Origin of the sequence: Clostridium sp. C8-1-8 (assembly GCF_009928445.1) — a bacterium.
GTDB lineage: Bacteria > Bacillota > Clostridia > Clostridiales > Clostridiaceae > Clostridium_AR.
Genome location: NZ_JAABNO010000016.1, coordinates 89,203 through 114,649 on the forward strand (window position 1 = coordinate 89,203; position 25,447 = coordinate 114,649).

The 25,447-nt window shown below is 31.5% G+C and carries 26 protein-coding genes; 24 read left to right on the forward strand and 2 right to left on the reverse strand.

Annotated features, from left to right (window positions below; all coding sequences use genetic code 11):
* Positions 1-117 precede the first annotated feature (117 nt).
* From ispE to rho, 6 genes are all read left to right on the forward strand, one after another.
* Positions 118-966, forward strand: a complete 849-nt coding sequence (ispE, locus tag GXK57_RS16085) for a 4-(cytidine 5'-diphospho)-2-C-methyl-D-erythritol kinase (RefSeq protein ID WP_160678340.1) — start codon at positions 118-120, stop codon at positions 964-966.
* 82 nt (positions 967-1,048) lie between these two features.
* Positions 1,049-1,717, forward strand: a complete 669-nt coding sequence (gene spoIIR / locus GXK57_RS16090; RefSeq protein ID WP_160678342.1) for a stage II sporulation protein R — start codon at positions 1,049-1,051, stop codon at positions 1,715-1,717.
* Between the two features lie 158 nt (positions 1,718-1,875).
* Positions 1,876-2,295: a DUF1934 domain-containing protein gene (locus tag GXK57_RS16095; RefSeq protein ID WP_160678344.1), complete on the forward strand. Its 420-nt coding sequence runs from the start codon at positions 1,876-1,878 to the stop codon at positions 2,293-2,295.
* A 311-nt stretch (positions 2,296-2,606) separates the two neighbouring features.
* Positions 2,607-2,894 carry a hypothetical protein gene (locus GXK57_RS16100; RefSeq protein WP_160678346.1) on the forward strand — a complete coding sequence of 96 codons (288 nt, stop codon included), beginning with the start codon at positions 2,607-2,609 and terminating at the stop codon, positions 2,892-2,894.
* A gap of 164 nt (positions 2,895-3,058) precedes the next feature.
* The gene (locus tag GXK57_RS16105; RefSeq protein ID WP_160678347.1) at positions 3,059-4,669 is read left to right on the forward strand and encodes a CTP synthase; all 1,611 of its coding nucleotides are present in this window, start codon (positions 3,059-3,061) and stop codon (positions 4,667-4,669) included.
* A gap of 638 nt (positions 4,670-5,307) precedes the next feature.
* On the forward strand, positions 5,308-6,795 hold the full coding sequence (rho, locus tag GXK57_RS16110) for a transcription termination factor Rho (RefSeq protein ID WP_160678349.1): 1,488 nt from the start codon (positions 5,308-5,310) through the stop codon (positions 6,793-6,795).
* Between the two features lie 111 nt (positions 6,796-6,906).
* Here rho and GXK57_RS16115 read toward each other — a convergent pair whose 3' ends face one another.
* Positions 6,907-8,019 carry a glycosyltransferase gene (locus GXK57_RS16115; protein WP_160678351.1) on the reverse strand — a complete coding sequence of 371 codons (1,113 nt, stop codon included), beginning with the start codon at positions 8,017-8,019 and terminating at the stop codon, positions 6,907-6,909.
* A 359-nt stretch (positions 8,020-8,378) separates the two neighbouring features.
* Positions 8,379-8,585 (reverse strand): 50S ribosomal protein L31, encoded by a 207-nt coding sequence (gene rpmE / locus GXK57_RS16120; RefSeq protein ID WP_128212234.1) that lies wholly within the window; start codon positions 8,583-8,585, stop codon positions 8,379-8,381.
* A 399-nt stretch (positions 8,586-8,984) separates the two neighbouring features.
* On the opposite strand from rpmE, the gene GXK57_RS16125 reads away from it, so the two are divergent.
* The 18 genes from GXK57_RS16125 (at position 8,985) to atpG (ending at position 25,442) form a co-directional block, all read left to right on the forward strand.
* The gene (locus tag GXK57_RS16125; RefSeq protein WP_160678353.1) at positions 8,985-9,578 is read left to right on the forward strand and encodes a thymidine kinase; all 594 of its coding nucleotides are present in this window, start codon (positions 8,985-8,987) and stop codon (positions 9,576-9,578) included.
* Between the two features lie 39 nt (positions 9,579-9,617).
* The gene (prmC, locus tag GXK57_RS16130; RefSeq protein ID WP_160678355.1) at positions 9,618-11,369 is read left to right on the forward strand and encodes a peptide chain release factor N(5)-glutamine methyltransferase; all 1,752 of its coding nucleotides are present in this window, start codon (positions 9,618-9,620) and stop codon (positions 11,367-11,369) included.
* 91 nt (positions 11,370-11,460) lie between these two features.
* A complete protein-coding gene (prfA, locus tag GXK57_RS16135) occupies positions 11,461-12,543 on the forward strand; it encodes a peptide chain release factor 1 (RefSeq protein WP_160678357.1) in 1,083 nt (360 codons plus the stop codon).
* 68 nt (positions 12,544-12,611) lie between these two features.
* Positions 12,612-13,199, forward strand: a complete 588-nt coding sequence (locus GXK57_RS16140) for a hypothetical protein (RefSeq protein ID WP_160678359.1) — start codon at positions 12,612-12,614, stop codon at positions 13,197-13,199.
* 21 nt (positions 13,200-13,220) lie between these two features.
* Positions 13,221-14,270, forward strand: coding sequence for an L-threonylcarbamoyladenylate synthase (locus tag GXK57_RS16145; protein ID WP_160678361.1), 1,050 nt, complete (start codon positions 13,221-13,223; stop codon positions 14,268-14,270).
* 14 nt (positions 14,271-14,284) lie between these two features.
* The gene (locus tag GXK57_RS16150) at positions 14,285-14,740 is read left to right on the forward strand and encodes a low molecular weight protein arginine phosphatase (RefSeq protein WP_160678363.1); all 456 of its coding nucleotides are present in this window, start codon (positions 14,285-14,287) and stop codon (positions 14,738-14,740) included.
* Between the two features lie 42 nt (positions 14,741-14,782).
* Positions 14,783-15,232 (forward strand): ribose 5-phosphate isomerase B, encoded by a 450-nt coding sequence (gene rpiB, locus GXK57_RS16155; protein ID WP_160678365.1) that lies wholly within the window; start codon positions 14,783-14,785, stop codon positions 15,230-15,232.
* 18 nt (positions 15,233-15,250) lie between these two features.
* Positions 15,251-15,880 carry a uracil phosphoribosyltransferase gene (gene upp, locus GXK57_RS16160; protein ID WP_128212242.1) on the forward strand — a complete coding sequence of 210 codons (630 nt, stop codon included), beginning with the start codon at positions 15,251-15,253 and terminating at the stop codon, positions 15,878-15,880.
* Positions 15,881-16,005: 125 nt separating this feature from the next.
* Positions 16,006-16,494: a deaminase gene (locus tag GXK57_RS16165; protein WP_160678367.1), complete on the forward strand. Its 489-nt coding sequence runs from the start codon at positions 16,006-16,008 to the stop codon at positions 16,492-16,494.
* A 163-nt stretch (positions 16,495-16,657) separates the two neighbouring features.
* Complete coding sequence (wecB, locus tag GXK57_RS16170; protein ID WP_160678369.1) at positions 16,658-17,803, forward strand: UDP-N-acetylglucosamine 2-epimerase (non-hydrolyzing); 1,146 nt, start codon at positions 16,658-16,660, stop codon at positions 17,801-17,803.
* 643 nt (positions 17,804-18,446) lie between these two features.
* Positions 18,447-19,628 (forward strand): acetyl-CoA C-acetyltransferase, encoded by a 1,182-nt coding sequence (locus GXK57_RS16175; RefSeq protein WP_160678371.1) that lies wholly within the window; start codon positions 18,447-18,449, stop codon positions 19,626-19,628.
* A gap of 977 nt (positions 19,629-20,605) precedes the next feature.
* Positions 20,606-20,977 (forward strand): hypothetical protein, encoded by a 372-nt coding sequence (locus GXK57_RS16180; RefSeq protein WP_160678373.1) that lies wholly within the window; start codon positions 20,606-20,608, stop codon positions 20,975-20,977.
* Between the two features lie 2 nt (positions 20,978-20,979).
* Positions 20,980-21,666 carry a F0F1 ATP synthase subunit A gene (locus tag GXK57_RS16185; RefSeq protein ID WP_128212246.1) on the forward strand — a complete coding sequence of 229 codons (687 nt, stop codon included), beginning with the start codon at positions 20,980-20,982 and terminating at the stop codon, positions 21,664-21,666.
* Positions 21,667-21,694: 28 nt separating this feature from the next.
* Positions 21,695-21,919, forward strand: a complete 225-nt coding sequence (gene atpE / locus GXK57_RS16190; RefSeq protein WP_128212247.1) for an ATP synthase F0 subunit C — start codon at positions 21,695-21,697, stop codon at positions 21,917-21,919.
* 90 nt (positions 21,920-22,009) lie between these two features.
* Positions 22,010-22,489, forward strand: a complete 480-nt coding sequence (locus tag GXK57_RS16195) for a F0F1 ATP synthase subunit B (protein WP_128215935.1) — start codon at positions 22,010-22,012, stop codon at positions 22,487-22,489.
* A 2-nt stretch (positions 22,490-22,491) separates the two neighbouring features.
* A complete protein-coding gene (locus GXK57_RS16200; RefSeq protein ID WP_160678375.1) occupies positions 22,492-23,031 on the forward strand; it encodes a F0F1 ATP synthase subunit delta in 540 nt (179 codons plus the stop codon).
* Positions 23,032-23,041: 10 nt separating this feature from the next.
* Positions 23,042-24,550 (forward strand): F0F1 ATP synthase subunit alpha, encoded by a 1,509-nt coding sequence (gene atpA, locus GXK57_RS16205; RefSeq protein ID WP_160678376.1) that lies wholly within the window; start codon positions 23,042-23,044, stop codon positions 24,548-24,550.
* Between the two features lie 37 nt (positions 24,551-24,587).
* Positions 24,588-25,442, forward strand: a complete 855-nt coding sequence (gene atpG, locus GXK57_RS16210; RefSeq protein ID WP_160678378.1) for an ATP synthase F1 subunit gamma — start codon at positions 24,588-24,590, stop codon at positions 25,440-25,442.
* Positions 25,443-25,447: the final 5 nt, after the last annotated feature.

Below are 25,447 nucleotides of genomic sequence, written 5' to 3' on the forward strand. Positions count from 1 at the left end.
GAAAAGGCAGATGCGCAAAAAAATTCACTGAAGAAAACCGCTTCAGCGAATTTTTTATTGCATTTATAATTATAAAATATATAATTATTATAGAATAAGGGGAAGGGTTGAAAAGAGATGATACTAAAAGCTTATGCTAAAATTAATATAGCCTTGGATGTTGTTGGTAAAAGAGAAGATGGATACCATTTGTTAAGAATGATAATGCAAACCGTAGATTTATATGACATCGTTGATATAAATGAAAATGAAAGTTCTGAAGATATAGTAATTACTTGCGATAATCCGTTTATACCAACTGACAGTAGGAACCTATGCTATAAAGCAGCCAAACTCTTTAAAGAAAGATATAACCTGAATAGTGGTGTTAAAATAAATATAACTAAAAAGATACCTATGTCTGCTGGAATGGCAGGCGGTAGTACTGATGCAGCGGCAGTGCTTAAGGGAATGAATGAAGTGTTCAAGATTAATGCTACCGAAGGGGAATTGATGAGCTTAGGGCTGCAGATAGGTGCTGATGTTCCTTACTGTATAAAAGGGGGAACAGCACTTTGTGAGGGAATTGGTGAAATTATAAAGCCGCTAAGACCTTTTAAAAATTATATCTTGGTTATAGTAAAACCACCATTTGGTGTTTCAACTAAAGAAGTTTATGGAATGTTGGATATAAAGCGAATATACAGGCATCCTAGGGTTAACAATATAATTCATGAGATGAAGTCTGGTAACATAAAATATGTTTCTGAGAATATGAAAAATATTCTTGAGAATGTAACTATAAGAAAGCATCCTTTAATTAAAGGTATTAAGGAAAGCATGATGAATTTAGGAGCTTTAGGTGCTTTGATGAGTGGTAGTGGTCCAACCGTATTTGCTTTTTTTGAGGATATGGTAAAAGCTCAAAGCTGCTACGATACAATGAAAGAAAGATACAGAGATGTTTATATAACTAGAACAATATAAAATATTATAATTTTATATTTGTAAATATGTATAAAGAAAAAGCCCCTTGGCAATAATTACTATTGTCAGGGGGTTGATTTTTATGAAAAAAGTATTATTAATAGTAACGGTTATTTTCTCTTTAACTTTGGGGGTATTTGCGTATAGTACTCTTAACAAGATAACTGTATATGGTCAAGAGGATGGAAGTTTAGTAAGTAACGATATAAAGGATAAGTTGATAAGATTTCATGTAATTGCCAATAGTGATGATAAAAAGGACCAAGAACTTAAACTTAAAGTTAGAGATGAGATATTAAATTATATATCACCTAAACTAAAGGATTCAAAGTCAATAGATGAGTCAAGAAAGATTCTTAAAGAAAATGATGAGAAAATTAAGCAGATAGCGGCTAAGGTCATAAAGGATAATGGATATAGTTATTCAGTAAGTAGCACATTAGATCATGAAAACTTTCCGGTTAAAACCTATGGAAACATTACATTACCTCAAGGAAACTATGAGGCTTACAGAGTTATAATTGGTGAAGGAAAGGGGCAAAACTGGTGGTGTGTTATGTTTCCACCGCTGTGTTTTATAGACATAACAAAGGGACAAGTATCATACAATCAAACAGAAAAGCAGATGAAAAGAGTGCTTACAGATAAGGAATATGAGGAAGTTAACAACCAGAAAAGTAAGGATAAAGATAAGGTTATATTTACTTTTAAGGTAAAAGAAGTGTTTGATAATATAACTAAGAAAAAATAATCTTGAATAAAGTTATTAAAATTATTAAACTATCTATATGGTTTAATAATTTTTTTATGCTTACTACATACTTATCTAAGTTTAGTCGTATTAATAAGTTAATATACAAACAGACAGGATAGTTTAGGTGATGATATTATGTAAGCGAGGAGGTCGCTATGAAAAAAAAAGCTATAATTTCTATTGCAAGCAGTCAGGTACCATCAGATAACGATGATCTTATTGAAGTTGTAACTCCAGGAGAGTTTTTTATTACTGAAGATGGATATGAGGCTATTTATGACGAAACAGAAATTTCAGGTATGGAAGGAACTAAGACTAAAATATCTATTACAACAGATATGCTTACCCTAGAAAGAGAAGGTACTACTGCTACAACTATGAATTTTCAAAAAGATAATAGTTCAATAAGTCTATATAATACACCTTATGGTATGCTAGAACTTAGAATAGATACAAGAGGTTTAAAAATAGATATGGATGAACGTGGCGGGGATGTGCTTATAGATTACGATTTGAGTATAAGTGGACAGGAGAGCCATAGTACTAAGTTGAAAATAAATATAAAAGCAAACTAATAAATAAAAGTATTTCTAGTATAGCTTTAAAGATTTGGGATGCAAAAGTCGCTGAAGAAGTTCGCTTCAGCGACTTTTTTATTTCCTAGGAATACCTGATGAAGTCTAAATCTTTCACAAAGATACATGAAAAAAGCTTATTCTTTTAGAAGGAAAGGTGTAGAACGTACGTTTAGTTCAGTGAATATGTGTCAATAATTAAGGTGAAATAGGATTATATTTAATAGAACCTTTAAAATTACTATATTTTATATCTTTAGTAGTACTTATTAAGGTTCAAATAATAATCTGATATGAAGTGAGGGGCATGTATGATTGATAGATATTATAAAATAATAGAATTGTTGTGTACTTATTATGACATTGACATAAATCAGTCGAAGGATTTCTTGAGAAGTAGAGAAAATAAGTATATGTTTTTATTGCTTATGAAAAAGTATGATTGCGTGAGAAAAGAAGAATTAATGAATATATTAAAAGCAAAATCTTCTAGGAGCATAAATTATAATGTGAAAAAAGCAGAAGAAAAGTTCTTGATAAATAAAGAATTTAGAGATAAATACTTATATGTTGAAGAAGAAATAGAAAAAATGCTTTAAAAACATAAAAAAAAGACTAGAATAAGATTCTAATATGTGATAAAATACTATCATTGTGTTTAAGACAACAAAAACCCATATTAAATGGTGGGTAATAATTATTATAATAAAGATTTTTTATAAAGTCAATAGTTTTTTAAAATAGATTCATAGGAGGAAGAAATATGAGCAAGAAAACCACTAAGTATGTATTTGTCACTGGAGGAGTCGTTTCGTCACTAGGAAAGGGAATCACTGCCGCATCTTTAGGAAGATTGCTTAAAAATAGAGGTCTAAAGGTTTCAATTCAAAAGTTTGATCCTTATCTAAATGTAGATCCAGGTACTATGAGTCCTTACCAACATGGAGAAGTATTCGTAACTGATGATGGAGCTGAAACAGATTTAGATTTGGGACATTATGAAAGATTTATAGATGAGAACTTAACAAAGAATTCTAATGTAACTACAGGAAAAGTATACTGGTCTGTTATTTCTAAAGAAAGAAAAGGGGAGTACTTAGGAGGAACTGTTCAAGTAATACCTCATATAACTAATGAACTTAAAAATCGTGTTTATAGAGTTGCTAAAGAAAAAGATGTAGATGTTGTTATAACTGAAATTGGAGGGACTGTTGGAGATATAGAATCACTTCCATTTTTAGAAGCAATAAGACAGATAAAATACGAAGTTGGTAGAGAAAATGTTTGTTTTATACATGTTACTCTAGTTCCATACTTAGGGAAAGCAGGAGAGCTTAAAACCAAACCTACGCAACACTCAGTTAAAGAACTAACAGGAATAGGTATACAACCAGATATTATTGTTTGCAGAGCGGAAAAAGAGCTGTCTGATGATTTGAAGAATAAGATAGGGTTGTTCTGTAACATAGATGGAAGATCTGTAATTCAAAATCTTGATGCGGAAGATTTATATGAAGTACCACTTTTACTACATAATGAAGGTTTAGATAAGTTGGTTGTGGAAAAGTTAAACTTAGGATGCTGTGATATAGATAATACTCAATGGATTCAAATGGTTGATAGAATAAAAAATCTTTCTAAGATTACTAAAATTGCTCTTGTAGGTAAGTACGTAGAACTTCATGATGCATATATATCAGTAGTTGAGGCTTTGAATCATGGTGGATTATACAATGATTCAAAAGTTGAGATAGAATGGATAAATGCAGTTGATGTTACAGCTGATAATGTTGATAGCTTACTTTCAGGAGTAGATGGTGTATTGGTTCCAGGAGGATTTGGAGATAGAGGAATAGAAGGTAAGATAGAGGCTATAAGATGGGCAAGAGAGAATAAAAAGCCTTTCCTTGGTATATGTTTAGGTATGCAGTGTGCAGTTATAGAATTTGCTAGAAATGTATTAGGGTATACTGGAGCTAATTCATCAGAGATAGATCCAGAAACAAATTATCCTGTTATAGATTTAATGCCGGAACAAAAAGATGTAGAAGATCTAGGTGGAACTATGAGATTAGGATTATATCCATGTAAGCTAGAAGAGAATTCATATTCCCGTGCTGCTTATGAAGAAGGATTAATCTACGAAAGACATAGACATAGATATGAATTTAGTAATGAATATAGAACAGCTATTTCCGCTGCTGGTATGAAAATAGCGGGAACATCACCAGATGGTAGATTAGTTGAAGTTGTAGAAATCGAAGATCATCCTTGGTTTGTAGCAGTTCAATATCACCCAGAACTAAAATCAAGACCAAATAGACCTCATCCACTATTTAAGGATTTCATAAATGCAGCTTTAATGAATAAATAATAAAAAAAGGTTTAGCAAGACATTCCTTGTTAAACCTTTTTTACTGTTAAGAAAAGTATAAAACTTTTTATAGCTAAACCTAGTAATTTTAAGGACTTGGAACAGCTATTTAGAGCGGACAGTAAAAAAATAAAATTATGTCGCCTGCCAGATTTTTCTCATATACATTCGGAAAGGCAGATGCGCAAAAAACTCACTGAAGAAAGGTAGCTTCAGCGACTTTTTTCTTTCTATGTTATATAATAACTTTATATTGTAAATAGGTTGTTTTATATTTTAAAACAGTATTTGGTAGCACATATAAATGATGTTGATATAATATGTTTTATATTATAGGTTGCAAATTATTAGAAAATCATGAATAAAAATAGGACTATTACTCAATAATTATATATATGAAAAAAATACTTGAAAATATATGCTCAATAAAGCATAATATAAATGCTAATTATATTACGTATAGTATTTGTTTGAAACACAACTTTGTTATTTTAGGATAAATATGAAAAAGAAAATTCCTTGATGTTTAATCATTTCTAAAACATATTTCAGGCTATTAAACTTAAATCAAGAGGATCTATTTTCCCTTTCTATCGTTTCCTTTGCTGATTCCCTTAAAAAAATATGGAGGTGTCATTTTGACAACAGAATTATATGAAAAGAAAACCCTAACTGAGCTAAGAGATTTAGCTAAGGATTTAGGGATAAAAAATATTTCTAAAAAGAAAAAAAGTGAACTTATTGAAGAGTTAGTTAAGAGTTCTCCTAATGTTATAAAAAAAGATGGTGTGGAACTTAGAGAAAAAATTGCTCCAAAGCCATCGATAGAAACAAATAAAGAAGAAAAGCCAGTAGAACAAACTTTAGAAAAAGCAGTAGAAAAAAGTGTTGAAAAACCTGTTGAAGCAACTGCTGGTACTACTGAAGGGGCTGAAGAGCAGCAAGAAAATCCTGGAGAAAAGAAAGAACGATTAAAAGAAATGATTAATACCTCTAATTCTGCTAGAGGGATACTTGAGATAATGGAAACTAATAATTTTGGATTCTTAAGATGTAGAAATTATTTAACTTCAGATCAAGATATATATGTATCACCATCTCAGATAAGAAGATTTAATTTAAGAACTGGGGATGAGATTGAAGGTAAGGTAAGGGAAGCAAAAGAAGGGGAAAAATTTAAGGCTCTATTATATGTAGAAAAAGTTAATGGAGAAAGACCAGAAACTGCAATTGGTAGAAAATATTTTGAGAATTTAACACCTATTTACCCTAATGAAAGATTAAGATTAGAAACTAATAATGAAAAAGATTTATCTTCAAGACTTATGGATCTAATATCTCCTATAGGTAAGGGACAAAGAGGTATAATAGTTGCGCCGCCAAAGGCTGGGAAAACTACTTTATTGAAAAGGATAGCTCAAAATATATCTAGAAATTATCCTGGTGTAACCTTAATGGTGTTACTAATAGATGAACGTCCAGAAGAAGTTACTGATATGCAAAGAAGTATAAATGGAGAAGTTATATACTCCACTTTTGATGAGGAGCCTATAAACCATACAAGAGTAGCTCAGTTGGTACTGGATAGAGCTAAAAGAATGGTTGAGCATGGTAAGGATGTAGTTATACTTCTTGATAGTTTGACAAGACTTTCAAGAGCTTATAACTTAACAATTACACCTACAGGAAGGACTCTTTCAGGTGGTTTGGACCCAGGAGCTCTTATAATGCCTAAAAAGTTCTTTGGTGCGGCTAGAAAAATAGAAGAGGGCGGAAGTCTTACTATACTAGCTACTGCATTAGTAGATACAGGAAGTAGAATGGATGACATGATATTTGAAGAATTCAAAGGAACTGGTAATATGGAAGTTCACTTGGATAGAAAACTTCAAGAAAGAAGAATATTCCCAGCTATTGATATCTATAAGTCTGGAACTAGAAAAGAGGATCTACTATTAACTGATGATGAAAAAGAAGCAGCATATGCTATAAGAAAGGTTATGTATAGAGAAGGTAATGTTGAAAGCATAACTGAAAAATTAATAGCGCTTCTTTCGAAGACTAAGAATAATAAAGAATTCTTAGAAATGTTTGATAAAAGTATATTGGACAATAATAGCAGATAAATATTAAAGAAGTTTTTTTAAATTGAATAAAAGCTTATAGAATTAAAACCATACATAAGTTATGCAATGATAGCTTATGCATGGTTTTTTTATGAGTTAAAATATAATTTACTAAACTTGAGTTCTTTCTAGTAGTTCATCTGATAAAGTAACTATTGATTTAAGAGAAAAGTTACTAGATACTCTAAGGAGATTTTCCTTCAAGATAGTTAGTTTTTCAGGGTTTTCTATTAAATCATCTAAAATAGGATTTAGATTACTTAGTTTATCAACATATAGAGCACAATTCTCATTTATTAGAAATTCTGTATTTTCGGTTTCTTGCCCTGGTATAGCAAAAGGTATAATAAGAGGAAGTGTTTTTGCTATTGACTCTGTGACAGTAAGACCTCCAGGCTTGGAAATAATAATATCACTATAGTCCATTATAGCTGATATATCATTTGTATATCCTAGTATATGAAGTTTTTTGTTTTCTATTGATTGAGAATATGTCTTAATAAGTTTATTTTTTAATTTTGAATTATTTCCACATACTACTGTTATTCTAAGCTTGTGAGAATTATTTAGCAGTTCTTTAAGTACATAGTATATATTTGTCAATCCCATGCTTCCACTCATTAGAAGTATATTGAAATAATCAGAATCCTTCGCTTCAGTATACTCTGAATTTTTATAATAGAATTCGCTTCTTATGGGGATGCCATATGGGAAGATTAATTTAGCATCAATACCACGAGAGATTAGATCTTTTTTTGTATACTCACTACCAGTTATATAGGCATCTACATGCTTTGAAATATAAGTATAATGAGCTTTAAAGTCAGTAACTATAGATATAAAAGGCTGACTTATAAGATTTTTTTCTTTAAGGCTTGAAACTATACTTACTGTAAAGGGATGAGTGCCTATTATTAAATCCGGCTTATTCTCTTTTATAAACTTTAGCAGTTTCCTGGATGTATTCCAAAATGATGTCTTTAAAAGTAAGTTTGTAGTCTTAATATTGGTTACTTTATAAAAGTTGCCGTAGATATTAGGTATCTTTGTTGCGAATATCTCATATCCTCCCACAATAATATTGTTTAGAAATTTGCTATCATTATATAAAAAGTCATGCTTAATAACTTCGTATCCAGCTATGGAAAAAGTTTCGACTAAGGAATCAGCAGCCTTGTTATGTCCTTGGCCAGTAGAGGCTGTTAAAATAAGAAGCTTCTTCATGGTTTTCACTCTCTTTGCTTATAAGATAATATAGTTTAAAAGTTTAAGTATATTAATATTGTAACATTTATACCATTAAAAGGGTATTGTTTTGGCAGCGTAAAGATTTATAACTTTCTGAAGTTATAAACTAGGTTATGAGTGTATACAGAACTAAGCCTAACATACATGCTTTTTTAATATATATATGGAGTCGTATACATATATGATTGACTTTTTAATTATAAACTATCAGTTATATTGAATAGCTATAAGAAGATAAGGCATCTTCAAAAAATAACTATATATATCATAGTTATCTTTTGAAGATGCCTAAAGTAGTAACAAAAATGGGAAAGAATATATCTTTCCCAAGATTGCTACTTATCAAGACCGAATCTCTTCTTGAATTTATCAACTCTACCGCCAACGTCAATGATCTTTTGCTTACCAGTGAAGAATGGGTGGCATTTAGAGCATATTTCCACTTTAAGTTCTGATTTTACTGAACCAGTTGTAAATGTGTTTCCACATGCGCACTTAACCACAGCATCATTGTGGTATTCTGGATGTATGCCTTCTCTCATCTTGTTCACCTCTTTCGAAATATTACTGTCGCATTTGCAACTACTAAAGTATAGCATGAGATAATATTGGAGTCAATATGAAGTGAAGAATTAATAGCAGTGATGAAGCTATATAGATAATGTCACATTTGGTATAATTTTAAAATTCAAAAATTAAACAAGTGACAGTAAGAGGAATATTTCAAAGTTACTAAAGTTAATATGTGTACTTTTACCAATTGACCTCATTAGGAATAAGAAAGTAAAATAATCTTATTATAAAAAACAAAATAGAAAGTTTTACTTTAATGAATTTCAACATGAAGTATTCTACTTATAGATGTATCTTTAAATAGAATATATATAAATATAATGATATAATCATATCAAACAGTTTAGTAGAAAAAAGGAGATTATTTTATGAGTAAATTATACTTTAGATACGGCGCTATGAACTCTGGAAAATCAACTCATCTTATGCAGGTAGCGCATAATTACGAAGAAAGAGGAATGAATGTATTAATTATAAAATCTTCTACTGATAAAAAAGGAGGAGACAAGCTGGTCTCAAGATTAGGTGTAGAAAGAACTGTAGATTTACTTATTAAAAAAGATGAAAATGTTTTTGAAAAAGTATCAAACTGGATAGAATTAAAAAGTAACATCCATTGCATCTTAGTAGATGAAGTGCAATTTTTAGAAAGTTATCAGATAGATCAATTATTTGAAATAGCTATTGTTAAAGATATACCTGTTATATGCTATGGTTTAAGGACTGATTTCCAAATGAATGGGTTTGAAGGTAGTAAAAGATTGCTACTTATAGCTCATAGTATTGAGGAAATGAAGACTATATGTAATTGTGGTAATAAAGCTATATTAAATGGAAGAAAAATAAATGGTCGCTTTGTTTTTGAAGGTGAACAGATAGCTATTGATAATGTAGATGATGTAGAATATGAATCTTTATGCGGTGATTGTTATATTAAATACAAGCACTCAGAAGTAAAATAGAAAGTGCCTAAAATATAGAAGTATAAAGGAATGGTTAATATGAGAAAGACTAAGGTTGGAGGTCAAGCTGTACTAGAAGGGGTTATGATGCGTGGGGTTAGTGGTCTTGCTACTGCTGTAAGGACACCTGATGGGCATATTGAAGTGGATTTTAAAAATACTGTACCAGTTTCAAAGAAACATAAAATATTTGCACTTCCAGTGATAAGAGGTTTCTTTTCCTTGGTAGATTCGATGGTTGAAGGAATAAAATGCATAAACTACTCAGCTTCCTTCTTTGAAGATGCGGATGAAACCTCAAAGTTTGATAAATGGATAATGGATAAATTTGGCGATAAAAGCAATGATATAATAATGGGATTTACTTTAATATTGTCATTAGCATTTTCTGTTGGATTATTCTTGGCTATTCCTACTGCTATAACTTCGTTATTTAAGCACCTAGGGTTAGGTGTTATAGGTTTAAATATAATCGAAGGAGTAATAAGAGTCATAATGCTTCTAGGTTATATGTATATAATAGGAAGGCTTGAGGATATTAACAGATTGTATCAGTATCATGGGGCAGAGCATAAAACTATTTTTTGTTACGAGAATGAAATGGAGTTAACTGTAGAGAATGTTAGAAAATTTCAAAGATTTCATCCTAGATGTGGTACTAACTTTATGTTCTTGGTTATGCTTGTGAGCATATTTGCTTTTTCATTTACAGGATGGAATTCATTGTTTGAAAGAATTATTTCTAGAGTGATATTGCTTCCTTTAGTATCAGGAGTCACTTATGAGCTTATAAGATGGATAGGTAAAAGTGAAAGTGTTTTATCACATATAATAGCAGCACCAGGGCTTAAACTTCAGAACCTAACAACTAGAGAACCTGATGATGATCAGATTGAAGTTGCTATAAGAGCACTTAAGGCTGCAGAGGGGATAAAAGATGACGAAACTATAGGTCAGTTACTTAATAAAGGAAATGAAAAACTTAAGGAAGCTTCTATAGATAGCTATGTTCTAGACTGTCAGTTAATACTAGGAAAAGTTATAGATAAGGATAAACTATATCTAATCACTCACAGAGAAGAATTAGTGGAAGAAGAAAAATGTAAAGAATTTTATGATCTCATAGAAAAAAGGCAAAACAAGATGCCTATAAAATATATATTAGAGAGCTCAGAATTCTTTGGTGTTGAGCTATATATTAAGCAAGGTGTTTTAATACCTAGAGCAGACACTGAAATTTTAGTCGAAGAAGTTTTATCTATAATAAATGATAAGGAGCAGTCCAATGTCTGTGACTTGTGCTGTGGTAGCGGAGCTATAGGTATTGCCTTAGCAAAAAACAGAGAAAATATAAAAGTGGATTTTATAGATATAGAAGATGTTCCAGAGTTTGTTACTAGAAGAAATATTAGAGAGCTTGGATTAGAAGATAGGTGTACGTTTATAAGAAGTAATCTGCTAGAAGAAACTATAAAAGAAAATAAGATGTATGACATAATTGTATCTAACCCTCCATATATAAAGGAAGATGTCATATCTACGCTTATGGAAGATGTTAAGGATTATGAACCTCATATAGCGCTTAGTGGAGGTACTGATGGCTTGGACTTCTATAGAAAAATAATAGAAGATAGTATAAAGGTATTAAAAGATGAAGGAACTATAGCGTTTGAGATAGGATATGATCAAGGTGAGGATGTAAAACAATTACTACTTGAAAAAGGTTTTAAAAGTGCTAAAATAGTTAAGGACCTAGCATCGTTGGATAGAGTAGTGATAGCAGTTAAATAACACAGGACACTGTTACTATTTCCTATTGATTTGATAGGAATATATATGATATAATAAAAAAATATGAAATTTATTATTACGGAGTGATAGGATGATATTAGATAGATTAAACTTTATAGAAAATAAGTATGATGAACTTTCGGTAAAAATATCAGATCCATCTATCATGGCTAATCAGAATGAGTGGAGAAAGCTTTGTAAAGAGCACTCGGAATTAGAAATAGTTGTGAATAAGTATAGACAGTATAAAGATGTATTAGATGAGATAGAGACAAACAAGGAAATGTTAGCTGAAGAAAGTGATAGAGAAATGAGAGAAATGGTTCAGGAAGAGATAAAAGAGCTCTCTGAACAAAAGATAACATTAGAAAGTGATTTGCAAGTATTGTTACTTCCTAAAGATCCTAATGATGACAAGAACGTATTCATAGAAATTAGAGCTGGTGCTGGCGGCGATGAGGCTGCTTTGTTTGCAGCAAATCTTTTTAGAATGTATACAAGATATGCTGAAAATCATAGGTGGAAAGTTGAACTTATGAGTGCTAATGAAACTGACATTGGTGGATTTAAAGAAGTTGTATTTATGTTAAGAGGGGACAGTGCTTACTCAAGACTAAAGTTTGAATCTGGAGTACATAGAGTTCAAAGAGTTCCTGATACAGAATCAAGTGGTAGAATTCATACATCAACTGCAACTGTAGCAGTTCTTCCAGAAGTAGATGACGTTGAACTAGATATAAGTGAAAAAGACATTAGAATAGATGTTTTTAGAGCATCTGGGCATGGTGGACAGTGTGTAAATACAACAGATTCAGCAGTTAGAATAACACATCTTCCAACTGGATTGGTTGTTTCATGTCAGGATGAAAAGTCACAGCTTAAGAATAAGGAAAAAGCTATGAAGGTACTAAGATCTAGACTTTTTGAAAGAGCTGAGGCTGAGAGAGCTGCTGGGATAGCTGAAGATAGAAAGAATCAAGTAGGTACTGGAGATAGAAGTGAGAGAATAAGAACTTATAACTATCCTCAAGGAAGAGTTTCAGATCATAGAATAGGATTAACATTATATAAACTTGATTCATTCTTAAATGGAGATATGGAAGAAATGATTCAAGGGCTTATAACTGCTGATCAGGCAGAGAAAATGAAAGCTATGGGAAATACAGATTTTTAATCGATGAGATTAAGCCTTACATGAAAATGTAGGGCTTAAATAATATTACCTAAAGGGAGTAACTATGGATGCATATCTCTAAAGCTATAAAAAAACAGAAAAAGTCCTATAGATGGTTTTTGACAAGTATGTTATTTCTTCTGGTTACTCTTCCTATAGTTGTTTTTCTTCTTGGTAAAACAACATTATTTTATATTAGTTATTTAATTTTTTTAGAAGTTTTTATATTAATATCAATATTTATTGTTATTAATATTAATGCGATTGATTTTCAATGCGTAAATAACAAGCTTAAAATAAATACTGGTATACTAAAGAAAAAGAATGTAATTTTATGTGATAAGGTTGTTTTGGTTCACACAGAGGGAAAAAATGAAAATATGGAGATAATAATTGTAACTACTTTAAAAGTTAGAAACAAATTTATCAGACCTATAACAAAGAGTTTTTTTAAGAAGTACCCTTACGCTGCTAGTGAGTATAAAAAGATAAAACTTATCAAGCCAGAAGAAATTTATTATTTTACTATTATAAAAAATGGTGGTTTAAAAAAGTATCAGCTATTGGATTTGGTATATAAAAACTGTGTTAAAGCAGTGTATACGGATTTGAGTATTGAAAATATAAAAATAGCAAGAGGTCAGATGGAGATTTGAGTTTGAAAGAAGGGGTTTGTTTTGAAGACAGAGGTAAGAATAATTGATGATATTAAAGTAGGCGAAGTCTATATTGATAGGGCTGCTAGCACAATAGTTAAGGGGGGAACTGTAGTTTTTCCTACTGAGACGGTATATGGACTTGGAGCTAATGCTTTAGATGAAGAGGCTGTTAAGAAGATTTTTGTAGCAAAAGGAAGGCCACAAGATAATCCTTTGATTGTACATGTGGCTGACAAGAACATAGAATACTTGGTTAAGGATATCCCTAATGTAGCTAAAAAGTTAATGGATAGATTTTGGCCTGGTCCTCTTACAATAATATTAAATAAGAAGGATATTATTCCTGAAATCACCTCTGCAGGGCTTAAGAGTATAGGTATAAGAATGCCTAAAGACAACATAGCTTTGGAACTAATTAAAAAATCTAAAACTCCAATAGCTGCACCTTCTGCTAATATATCTGGTAGACCAAGTCCAACGGATGTGCATAGATGTGTTGAAGATCTAGAAGGCAGAGTAGATTTTATAATTGGTGGAATTAATAGCAATGTTGGGTTAGAATCTACAATAATTGATTGTACAGTAAATCCACCATGTGTACTTAGGCCTGGTGGAGTGACCTTAAACATGCTCAGAGAAGTAGACGAGAATATATATGTAGATTCAGCTATTATGAAAAAGCCTACTGAAGATTTTAAGCCTAAGGCTCCTGGAATGAAGTATAGACACTATGCTCCGAAGGCTAAGGTGACTATAGTTGAAGGAGAGATAGAAAAAAGTGTTGAAAAAATAAATGAAATAGTGCAAAATTATATAGAAAAAGGTTTTCAAGTTGGTGTTATGGCAACTGAGGAAACAAAAACTTTTTATAAACAAGGTAAAATAATTTCATTGGGAAGTAGAAACAATATTGAAGAAGTTGCAAAAAATCTTTTTGAGACTTTGAGAAGGTTTGATGATAATGCAGTAGACTATATTATTAGCGAAGGTTTTGATGAAGATGGAATAGGCCTCGCAATAATGAATAGATTAAGAAAAGCTGCTGGGTTTGATATAATAAAAGCTTAAGAGTGGAGGAAATTATGAATATTCTTTTTGTATGTACAGGTAACACTTGTAGAAGCTGTATGGCTGAAGCAATATTTAATAATAAGTGTGATATAGACAATGTGAAAGCATATTCAGCAGGGCTATCTATAGTTCCCGGTAGTAGAACTTCTAAGCATTCAGCTGAGCTTGTTATGAATAACTTATCTATGGATATTAGTAAGAGATCAGCGGTTCAGCTTACAGCGGACATGATTAAAGGTGCTGATTTAATACTGACTATGACTAATCATATGAAGGACTTAATATCCTCAAATTTCCCTGAAAAATCTAATAATGTTTATTCAGTTTCCCAGTATGCTGGCGTAAATGGAGATATTTCAGATCCATACGGCGGTTCTATTGATGTTTATTCTAAGACATATGATCAACTAGAAAATATTATAGGGAAAGTGTTGATAAAATTAAAGGAAGATAAAGGTATTTTATAATACTCTCATCTTCTTTTTTTATAAATTTGTGGAGGTGTAATTATGAGAATAGCAATTGGAAGTGATCATGGTGGTTTCAGGCTTAAAGGTGAAATCATAGAACACTTAAAGAAGAAAGGAATAGAGATTCAGGATTTTGGGACTTTAAAGGAAGAATCTTGTGATTATGCAGATTATGCTATTCAAGTTGCAGAAGCAGTAGTGACAAAACAATTCGATTTTGGTATATTAGTTTGTGGCACAGGTATTGGTGTATCCATAGCAGCAAATAAAGTTCCTGGTATAAGAGCTGCAGTATGTGGTGATACCTTTAGTGCTCATGCTACAAGACAACATAATGATGCTAACATATTAGCATTAGGTGAGAGAGTAGTAGGTACTGGCTTAGCTTTAGATATTGTTGATATATTCCTTTCTTCTGAGTTTGAGGGTGGAAGACATGCGACAAGAATAGGAAAAATAGCTGAGATAGAAAAAAAATATAGTAAATAGCATTGGAGGAATTTTTTTATGAGTAAAGTTACACAAATTGGACATCCGTTAATATTACACAAGTTGGCATTTATAAGAGATAAGAAAACTGGTTCTAAGGACTTCAGAGATTTGGTTTCAGAAGTATCTATGCTTATGGCTTATGAAGTTACAAGAGATTTTCAAATGGAGGAAGTTGAGATAGAAACTCCTATTTGTAAGACTAAGTGTAATATGTTAGCTGGTAAGAAGGTTGCAATAGTACCTATACTTAGAGCTGGTCTTGGAATGGTTGATGGTATGCTTAAGTTAATACCTGCAGCAAAAGTTGGACACATAGGTTTATATAGAGATGAAGAAACACTTCAACCAGTTGAATATTTCTGCAAACTACCTCAGGATATAGTTGAGAGAGATATAATTGTTGTTGACCCTATGCTAGCCACAGGTGGTTCTGCTGCTGATGCTATAACTCTTCTAAAGAATAAAGGGGCTAAGAACATAAGACTTATGTGTTTGATATCAGCACCAGAAGGTATTAAGCATGTTACTAGTGTACATCCAGATGTAGATGTTTATGTTGCTTCCATAGATGAGAAGTTAAATGAACATGGATATATAGTACCTGGTCTTGGTGATGCAGGAGATAGATTGTTTGGAACTAAGTAGGTAAGAGGGCGATTTGCCCTTTTCCTTAAAGATTTCGTCTAAGCAAAATCTTTCAAAGTTAACTTGTAAAATAAACTTATGAAGCTTATATAGACTATTTTTTTATGTAATCTGGGGTGGGTGTATTGGATAGAAGAGATAAGCATAACTATTACTTGGATATTGCAGAAACGGTTTTGGAGAGAGGTACCTGTTTAAGAAGAAATTATGGGTCTATAATAGTAAAGAACGATGAAATAATTTCTACTGGATATACTGGAGCACCAAGAGGAAGAACAAATTGTATTGATTTGGGTAAGTGTAGAAGAGCGGAACTTAAAGTGCCTAGAGGGACTCATTATGAGCTTTGTCGAAGTGTCCATAGCGAAGCAAATGCTATAATAAGTGCATCTAGAAAAGATATGATTGGTGCTACATTATATCTAGTAGGTAAGGATTCTAATACGGGAGAGTTTGTAGAAGATGCAAATTCTTGTTCTATGTGTAAGAGGCTTATAATAAATGCGGGTATTGCAACGGTAGTAATAAGAGATACTAAAGATAGATTTAGAGTTGTCAATGTAGACTATTGGATAGATAATGATGATTCTCTTACTAATGAAACTGGATATTAATATTCAAGATAAATTTAAGTAGCATTTACTTAAAATGCTAATATAAATATTAATGTATTGAAATACCGTAACTAATTTTTTGTACATAAAGAGTATCAGTTAGATTAAATGACAGATTCAAGATATTCAAATTTTACAGCGGTATTAATTAGGAGGAATAAATTTGAATACTATAAAGATCATGACTATATTTGGAACAAGACCAGAAGCTATTAAGATGGCTCCTTTAGTTAAAGAACTAGAGAAAGATAAAAATATTATATCAAAGGTATGCGTTACTGCTCAGCATAGAGAGATGCTTGATCAGGTTCTTGATCTATTTGATATTGTCCCTGATTATGACTTGAATATAATGAAGACAAAGCAAACTTTAACAGGAATTACTAACAGAGTTCTTGAGGGATTAGAAGAAGTATTTGATGAAGAAAAACCGGATATGATATTGGTTCATGGAGATACAACCACTACTTTTGCAGGAGGTCTTGCTGCTTTCTATAAACAAATCAAGGTTGGTCATGTCGAAGCTGGACTTAGAACTTTTGATAAGTATTTTCCATTTCCTGAAGAGATGAATAGGAAGCTTACAGGGGCAATAGCGGATCTACACTTTGCGCCAACTAAAGGATCTAAGAATAACCTACTTAGAGAAGGAATTAATGAGCAGGATATATATGTTACTGGCAATACAGTTATTGATGCTATGCAACATACTGTAGAAGAAAACTATGTATTTGAACAAGAAGAACTTAACTATATAGATTTTGATAATAAGAAGGTAATAATGATAACTGCCCATAGAAGAGAAAACTGGGGAGAAGGAATAGAAAATATTTGCGATGCATTGAATGAGATTGTATCTAATAATAAGGATGTTGAACTAGTATATTTAGTTCATCTAAATCCTGTAGTTAAGGATGTTGTGTTTAGTAAGCTAGAAGGTAAAGAAAGAATACATCTTCTTCCACCGTTGGATACTAAACAAACTCATAATCTAATAAATAAGAGTTTTATGATAATGACAGATTCAGGTGGTCTTCAAGAAGAGGCTCCTCATCTTGGTAAACCAGTTCTTGTACTTAGAGATGTTACTGAAAGACCTGAAGCAGTAGAATCTGGTACAGTAAAGCTAGTTGGAACCGATAAGGATACTATCATAAGAGAAGCAAATATTTTGATAAACAATGAAGCAGAGTACATCAAGATGAGTAAATCAACAAATCCTTATGGAGATGGTAAAGCGTCTAAGAGAATAGTTAAGGCTATACTAAAGTATTTTGCAATTTCAGAAGACGAAGTTGAAGAATTTTAAACTTGTTATTTTTTTAACTGGAAGTAGTACTTATACTATTTCCTTTTTTGTCTAGTAATTTCACATGGGATATAAATTCTAACAAAGTATAATGCAAAAGGTTGTTTTTTCAGAGGAAACTATAACTTTTTTGGTTGAACCTATTAATATCAAGGCTTTTCAGTAGATATTTAGGGGAGGTAGTAAAAATAAAATTATGTTTGCTGCCAGAATTACTTTACTACGTTCACAAAAGGCTGATACGTAAAAAAGTCACTGAGGAAGGTTGTTTAAGCGACTTTTTTTATGTAAATGAAGTATTAAGACTTTTGTTAACTAGATTTAATAAATGTAAGTAGTTACTTTAGTTCTTAAACAGATGAAGTTGAAAACACAATAGATTAACTTGAAAAAATTACTTATTAATACATGAAGAAAATGATAAATTGTATAGTATAATTGGTATCTTTTGCATTAATAAAAGTTAATATAGAGATTGTTACATTAGCTCTTTTAAATTATTTTTTTGAAATTAAGTGAAAAAACTTTGTGTTTTTTTTAACAATAACTATTGATAAAAAATAAAAAAATAGTTATAATAAAGAGGACGTTAAATATTGATAAAAAATTGTCTAATAATAAATAAACCTAGGAGGTAATTTTCATGAAAGAAGTTGTTATTGCAAGTGCAGTTAGAACTGCTGTTGGTTCATTCGGAGGAGCATTAAAAGATGTTTCAGCTGTGGATTTAGGTGCAACAGTAATAAAAGAAGCACTAAACAGAGCAGGTGTAGATGGAGCTTTAGTTGACGAAGTTATAATGGGTAATGTTATTCAAGCAGGACTTGGCCAAAATGTTGCAAGACAAGCAGTTGTTAAGTCTGGTCTACCAGTTGAAGTTTCAGCTATGACAATAAACAAAGTATGTGGATCAGGATTAAGAGCAGTTAGTCTAGCAGCACAATTAATAAAAGCTGGAGATGCTGATGTTGTAATAGCTGGTGGTATGGAAAGCATGTCTCAAGCTCCATATGTACTTAATGGTGCAAGATGGGGTCAAAGAATGGGAGACGGAAAAATGGTAGATACCATGATTAACGACGCTCTAACTGATGCTTTCAATCACTATCACATGGGAATTACTGCTGAAAATATAGCTGAGCAATGGAATCTTTCAAGAGAAGAACAAGATGCTTTTGCAGCTGCATCACAACAAAAGGCTGAAAGAGCTATAAAAGAAGGAAGATTCAAAGATGAAATAGTACCAGTTGTAATACCTCAAAGAAAAGGAGAACCAAAAGTATTTGATACAGATGAGTTCCCAAGATTCGGAACAACTATTGAAACTTTAGCAAAACTTAGACCAGCATTTAAGAAAGATGGAACAGTAACTGCAGGTAATGCATCTGGTATCAATGATGGAGCTGCTGCATTTGTTGTAATGAGTGCTGAAAAGGCTGCAGAGTTAGGTATAAAACCATTAGCTAAGATAGTTTCTTATGGATCAAAAGGTCTTGACCCAACAATAATGGGATATGGTCCATTCCATGCTACTAAAAAAGCATTAGAAGTTGCTAACTTAACAGTTGAAGATTTAGATTTGATAGAAGCTAACGAAGCTTTTGCATCACAAAGTTTAGCTGTTGCTAAGGATTTACACTTTGATATGAATAAAGTAAATGTAAATGGTGGAGCTATTGCTTTAGGTCATCCAGTTGGAGCATCTGGAGCAAGAATACTAGTTTCTTTACTACATGAGATGGAAAAGAGAGATGCTAAGAGAGGTTTAGCAACTTTATGTATCGGTGGTGGAATGGGAACAGCTCTTATAGTTGAAAGAGTTTAATTATACATTCTTAATGACCCTTGTTAAAGGGTCATTTTTACTGTCTTAAAATCCACTGTGAAAGCAAAGCCTCGGTAAAGTATAATGAAAAGAGTTTGTCTTTTTCTTATGCCTCAGAAAGTTTTATGCTGGCAAAAATATAATTATATTTTATTGGCATTGTATAAATTTGTATCACATGAGTATAAGGTGGACTAAATTAAAATAAACTACTAGTGAGTGAAAAGCTTTATCTTAAAAGTTATTTCTAGAAAGCGAATAATAAATTCAATATTATATAGAATAATTGTGAATTAATAAATACATTGGGAAAACAATTGTTATGTACCTTTATTAACTAAATGATTTTATAAAGCAACAGTCATTCAAAATTACACTTAATATAACTACATTAAGGGATAAGATAAAACTTTAATAAAAGTTATAATCGCAATTTAATAATTAGTCATGCAAGAAAAACGTTGGAAAAATTCAGTTAATTATACCTTCTTTACTAAGAAAACATACATATAAACATATATATTAAAGATTATATATAGGATTATTTATACTGATGAGTACAATAAAATAATTTTTTTTGAATAAAACAGGGTATGCTTATGCAATTGTGTTAAAAGAGTTTAATAATATTATAGAGAAAAAGTTTAATTAAATTAAAGAAATGGATTTGTTTATCTGAAAAATAGATTTTTTATGTAATATTTTTGAATATATGTCGTTTTGAAAATGTTATCAGTGACTTTGTTGTAGAAAAAACACTTACTAAGAAAATTGTGAAAAATGAATGAAGAGTATTTTTACATTGCAATAAAAAAGAAAAATGCATCTGCGAAGAGATATAGCACGTAATTATGAATTATAAGAAGATAAATTCATATATTTGACTTAAATGCTCTATTTAAGAACGAAATCAAAACTTTAAAGTAAGGACATACAGTAATATAATAATTTCGTGCTCGAGATTATAGGAGAAAATTATGAATCAGACATTATCCAAATTTATTTTCGGAGTTTTTAAATTAAACTTACTGGTGGGGTTAAGTATCTCGCTTGTACTGACGAAATTATATAATATGAACGTAGCTTTCGCATTTATGGCAGGTGTTATGATTACATCAATAACTTTTATAATTAAAGGTTATACTATACATACTATACTTAATTTTTCAAAATCAAAGAGCGTTATAGTAGCGTATATAGGGTACATCTTTCAATTTATAATCATTATAGCCTTAGCTTTTTTATTTATTGATGATTATACTTGTTTACTAACCTATATACTGGGGACTTTTGCTCAGTTTGTAGGTATTATTTTATATTGGTTCATGAATAGGAAAGGAAGTGATTAAGTTTGGAAGGACTAGATCCCATTGTCATTTACAAATTGCCGCTAGGAAGCCTTACGTTCAATATAACATTAGACTTAGTTATTGAATGGATTGTAATTGTGCTTATTGCGGGAATAGGTATAGCAGCTACAAGGAACCTTAAAAAGATTCCAGATAAGAAACAAACAGTAGCTGAAATGCTGTATGAATTTATATTTAATACTGTTGTAGAAAATATGGGTGAAAGCTACAAATCTTTTGTACCTTATATTGGTACACTAGGGATCTTTCTATTGTCTTTAAACTTAATAGGATTGTTAGGTTTACAGCCACCAACAATGAATTTCAGCACAGTTGTGTCATTTTCTCTAATGACCTTTATCTTAATTCATGCAAATGCAATTAAGAGAGCAGGTTTTGGACACTACTTAGGGGGATATGCGCATCCATTTTTGCCTATGTTACCTCTTAATATTTTAGAAAGAGCTATTTTACCAGTTTCACTAAGTCTGAGACTTTTTGGTAATATATTAGCTGCAACAGTTTTAGTAGACTTGGTTTATCAGGCTCTACACAATATTTCATGGTTTGCTCAAATAGGAATCCCAGTATTCTTACACGGATACTTTGATTTATTTGATGGATTAATACAAATGGTCATTTTTGTAATGTTGACAATGATTCAAATAAAAATGACTGCTGAACATTAAAAAACATACTTAAGGAGGATTTTTTAAAATGGAAACTATTAAATTTTTAGGAGCAGGTATTGCTGCATTAGCAGGTATTGGAGCTGGAGTTGGTATAGGTATTGCTACAGGTAAAGCTGTTGAAGGAATATCAAGACAACCAGAATTAAGCGGTAAGATAACAACTACATTATTAATTGGTGCTGCATTCGCAGAAACAACTGCTATCTATGGACTATTAGTATCTATACTATTAATATTTGTTGCAAAATAATTTTTAGGACTATTACTAAAATAAAAAGTTATTTTTATTCATTAATAAAATAAAATTAGTTTGCTCCGAAGGGAGGCTAAGATGTAGATGTTGGAGATAGACTGGTTACATGTCTTGGCGGCGGTAATTAACTTATTGATTCTATACGCTCTAATGAAGCATTTCTTCTTCGATAAAGTTGAAAAAGTTATTGGAGAAAGACAAAGCGATATACAGTCAAAGATTGATAAAGCCGATGAAGACACAGAGAAAGCTAGAACTTTATTATTAGAAAATGAGAGAATTTTAAGATCTGCTAAGGATGAAGCTAAGAAAATTACTGAATCCCAAAAGCATAAAGCAGATAAAGTTTATGAAGAAATTGTTGATCAAGCAAAAAATGAAGCTCAAACCTTATTAGATAGAGCTTCAGTAGAAATAAACAGAGAAAAAGAGAAAGCAGAGCAAGAAATCAGAGAGCAAGTTGTTGATCTAGCAGTACTTATTTCAGCTAAAGCTCTTGAAGAAAGTATTGACGAAGATAAGCATAGAAAGCTTATTAATGACTTTATTGCTAAGGTAGGTATCTAATTATGTATGAATACTTAGATAGGAGATACGCACTTGCGCTTTATAAAGTAGCAGAAGAAAAGGGGAAAGTTGAAGAGTATCTTCAAGATCTTAGGGAAATTTGTGATTTAGTTTACAATAATCCAGAATTTTTTGAAGTTATCAAGCACCCTCAAATAAGCACTGGGAAAAAGAAAAAGACCTTTATTAATATCTTTAAAGGAAAAATTGATGAAGAATTACTTTCATTTCTATTAATATTAATAGAAAAAGATAGAATACTTTATTTAAAACAAAAACTAGAGCAGATGGAAAAAATCTATCTAGAAAGAAATAATACACTTGTAGCAAACGTGAAAAGTGTAATTCCTTTAGAAGATGAACAATTACAAAGATTAAAAGAAAAGCTTGAAAAGAAATATGATAAAAATATTTTATTTGAGCAAGAGATTGATAAGAGCATAATAGGTGGACTTTATGTTAGGGTTGGTAATGACGTTATTGATGGTACAATAAAGTTAAAGCTTGACGAGATGAAGCACTTAATGCTTAAGAGAGAATAGAGGTGAATCCATGAATATTAAACCGGAAGAGATAACATCTATAATTAAAAATGAAATAGAGAAATATGAAAAGCAAATTGAAACTGTAGATTCAGGTACAATTATTCAAGTTGGTGATGGTATTGCTAGAGTTTACGGTTTAGATCAATGCATGGCAGGTGAGCTTCTTGAATTTCCTAACAATGTCTATGGAATGGCTCAAAACTTGGAACAAGATAACGTTGGATGTGTTCTTCTAGGTTCTGAAGAAGGAATCAAAGAAGGAGACGTAGTTAAGAGAACTGGTAAGATAGTTGAAGTTCCAGTAGGAGACGCTTTAATAGGAAGAGTTGTAAATTCATTAGGTATGCCTATAGATGGTAAAGGACCAGTAAAGAACGATGGTTACAGACCAATAGAGACTCCAGCACCAAGTATAATCGATAGAAGTTCAGTTAATGAGCCTCTTCAAACTGGTATAAAAGCTATTGACTCAATGATTCCTATAGGAAGAGGTCAAAGAGAGCTTATAATCGGAGATAGACAGATTGGAAAAACTGCTATAGTCATAGATACAATCTTAAACCAAAAGGGTAAAGATGTTATATGTATATATGTAGCTATAGGTCAAAAGCAATCTACAGTTGCTCATATAGTTAACACTTTAACTGAAATGGGAGCTATGGATTACACAATAGTTGTTGCATCAACTGCTTCAGATTCAGCACCGCTTCAATATTTAGCACCATATGCTGGATGTACAATGGGTGAATATTTCATGAATAAAGGAAAGCACGTATTGATAGCATATGATGATTTATCTAAGCATGCTGTTGCTTACAGAACAATGTCATTATTACTTAAGAGACCACCAGGAAGAGAAGCTTATCCAGGAGATGTTTTCTACATTCACTCAAGATTACTTGAAAGAGCAGCTAAACTGTCTGCTAAGAATGGAGGAGGTTCATTAACTGCACTTCCTATAATAGAAACACTTGCTGGTGATATAACAGCTTATATACCAACTAACGTTATATCTATAACAGATGGTCAGATATTCCTTGAGTCTGAACTGTTCAATGCAGGTCAAAGACCAGCGGTTAACTCAGGTATGTCAGTATCCAGAGTTGGTGGTAATGCTCAGATAAAGGCTATGAAACAAGTTTCAGGTACATTAAGACTAGAACTTGCTCAATATAGAGAACTTGCAGCTTTCGCTCAATTTGGATCAGACCTTGATAAGGATACTCAAAGAAGACTTGAAAAAGGTAAGAGACTTGTTGAAGTATTAAAGCAAGATCAATATTCAGGAATGGATGTTGAAAAGCAAATAATCATTCTTTATGCAGCAGTAAATGACTTCTTATCTGATATAAAAGTATCTGATATAAAGGCCTTTGAAAAAGACTTCTTAGAATATATTGATACACATCATAGAGATATTCCAAAGTCAATTGCTGAAGGTAAAGTTTTAACTGATGAGATTAAGGCAAACCTTGAGCAAGCAATAGCAGAATTTAAGAAGATATTTTTAGCATAGCTTTTAAAGCTATGCAATCTTTTAGGAGGTGGAATGGATGGCAGGAGCTGGACTTTTAGATATAAAAAGAAGAATTAAGTCAGTAACCAACACCAAAAAGATAACTAAAGCCATGGGACTTGTTGCCACTTCTAAACTAAGAAAAGCTAGAATGGAATTGGAAACCAATAATAAATATTTTAATTCTATAAAAAGAGTTGCAGAAGAGTTAATTAAGTCAATAGACGATGACAATAACAGTAGTTACATAAAGGGAAATAAAGCTACTAAAAAGCTTTATATAGTACTTACTTCAGACTCAGGTCTGTGTGGGGGCTTTAATCATGGTGTAGCGTCCGCATTAAATGAAGTGGCTGGTATAGATCCTATAAATAACGTTGTTATGGTCGTTGGTCAAAAAGGCATCTCATATGTGAAAAAATATGGCTTTGAGACAATAGCTGAATATGTTCAAATTCCAGATGTGCCTACTATAAAAGAGGCTAAGACTGTAGTTGAGCATGCTTTAAGATTATATAAAAACAATGAAGTTGGAGAAGTTAATGTAGTATATACACATTTTCACTCACCAGTTAAACAATTAGTAACTGTTGATAAACTTTTACCAATAGATAGAGATAAAAATGAAAAGAAGACTGACTTCTTAATAGAACCAAACAGTAATTCAGTTGTAGAAAATACCTTTGATGTATACTTTAGAGGTAAACTGCTTAATTCATTACTTCATTCAAAGACTAGTGAACAAAACTCAAGAATGCAGGCAATGGATGGTGCTACTAAGAACGCTAATGATCTTTTAGATGCATATAATATTAAATATAATAGAATAAGACAAGGCGCTATTACTCAAGAAATTAGCGAAATAGTTAGTGGAGCAAATGCGCAAAAATAGTGAGG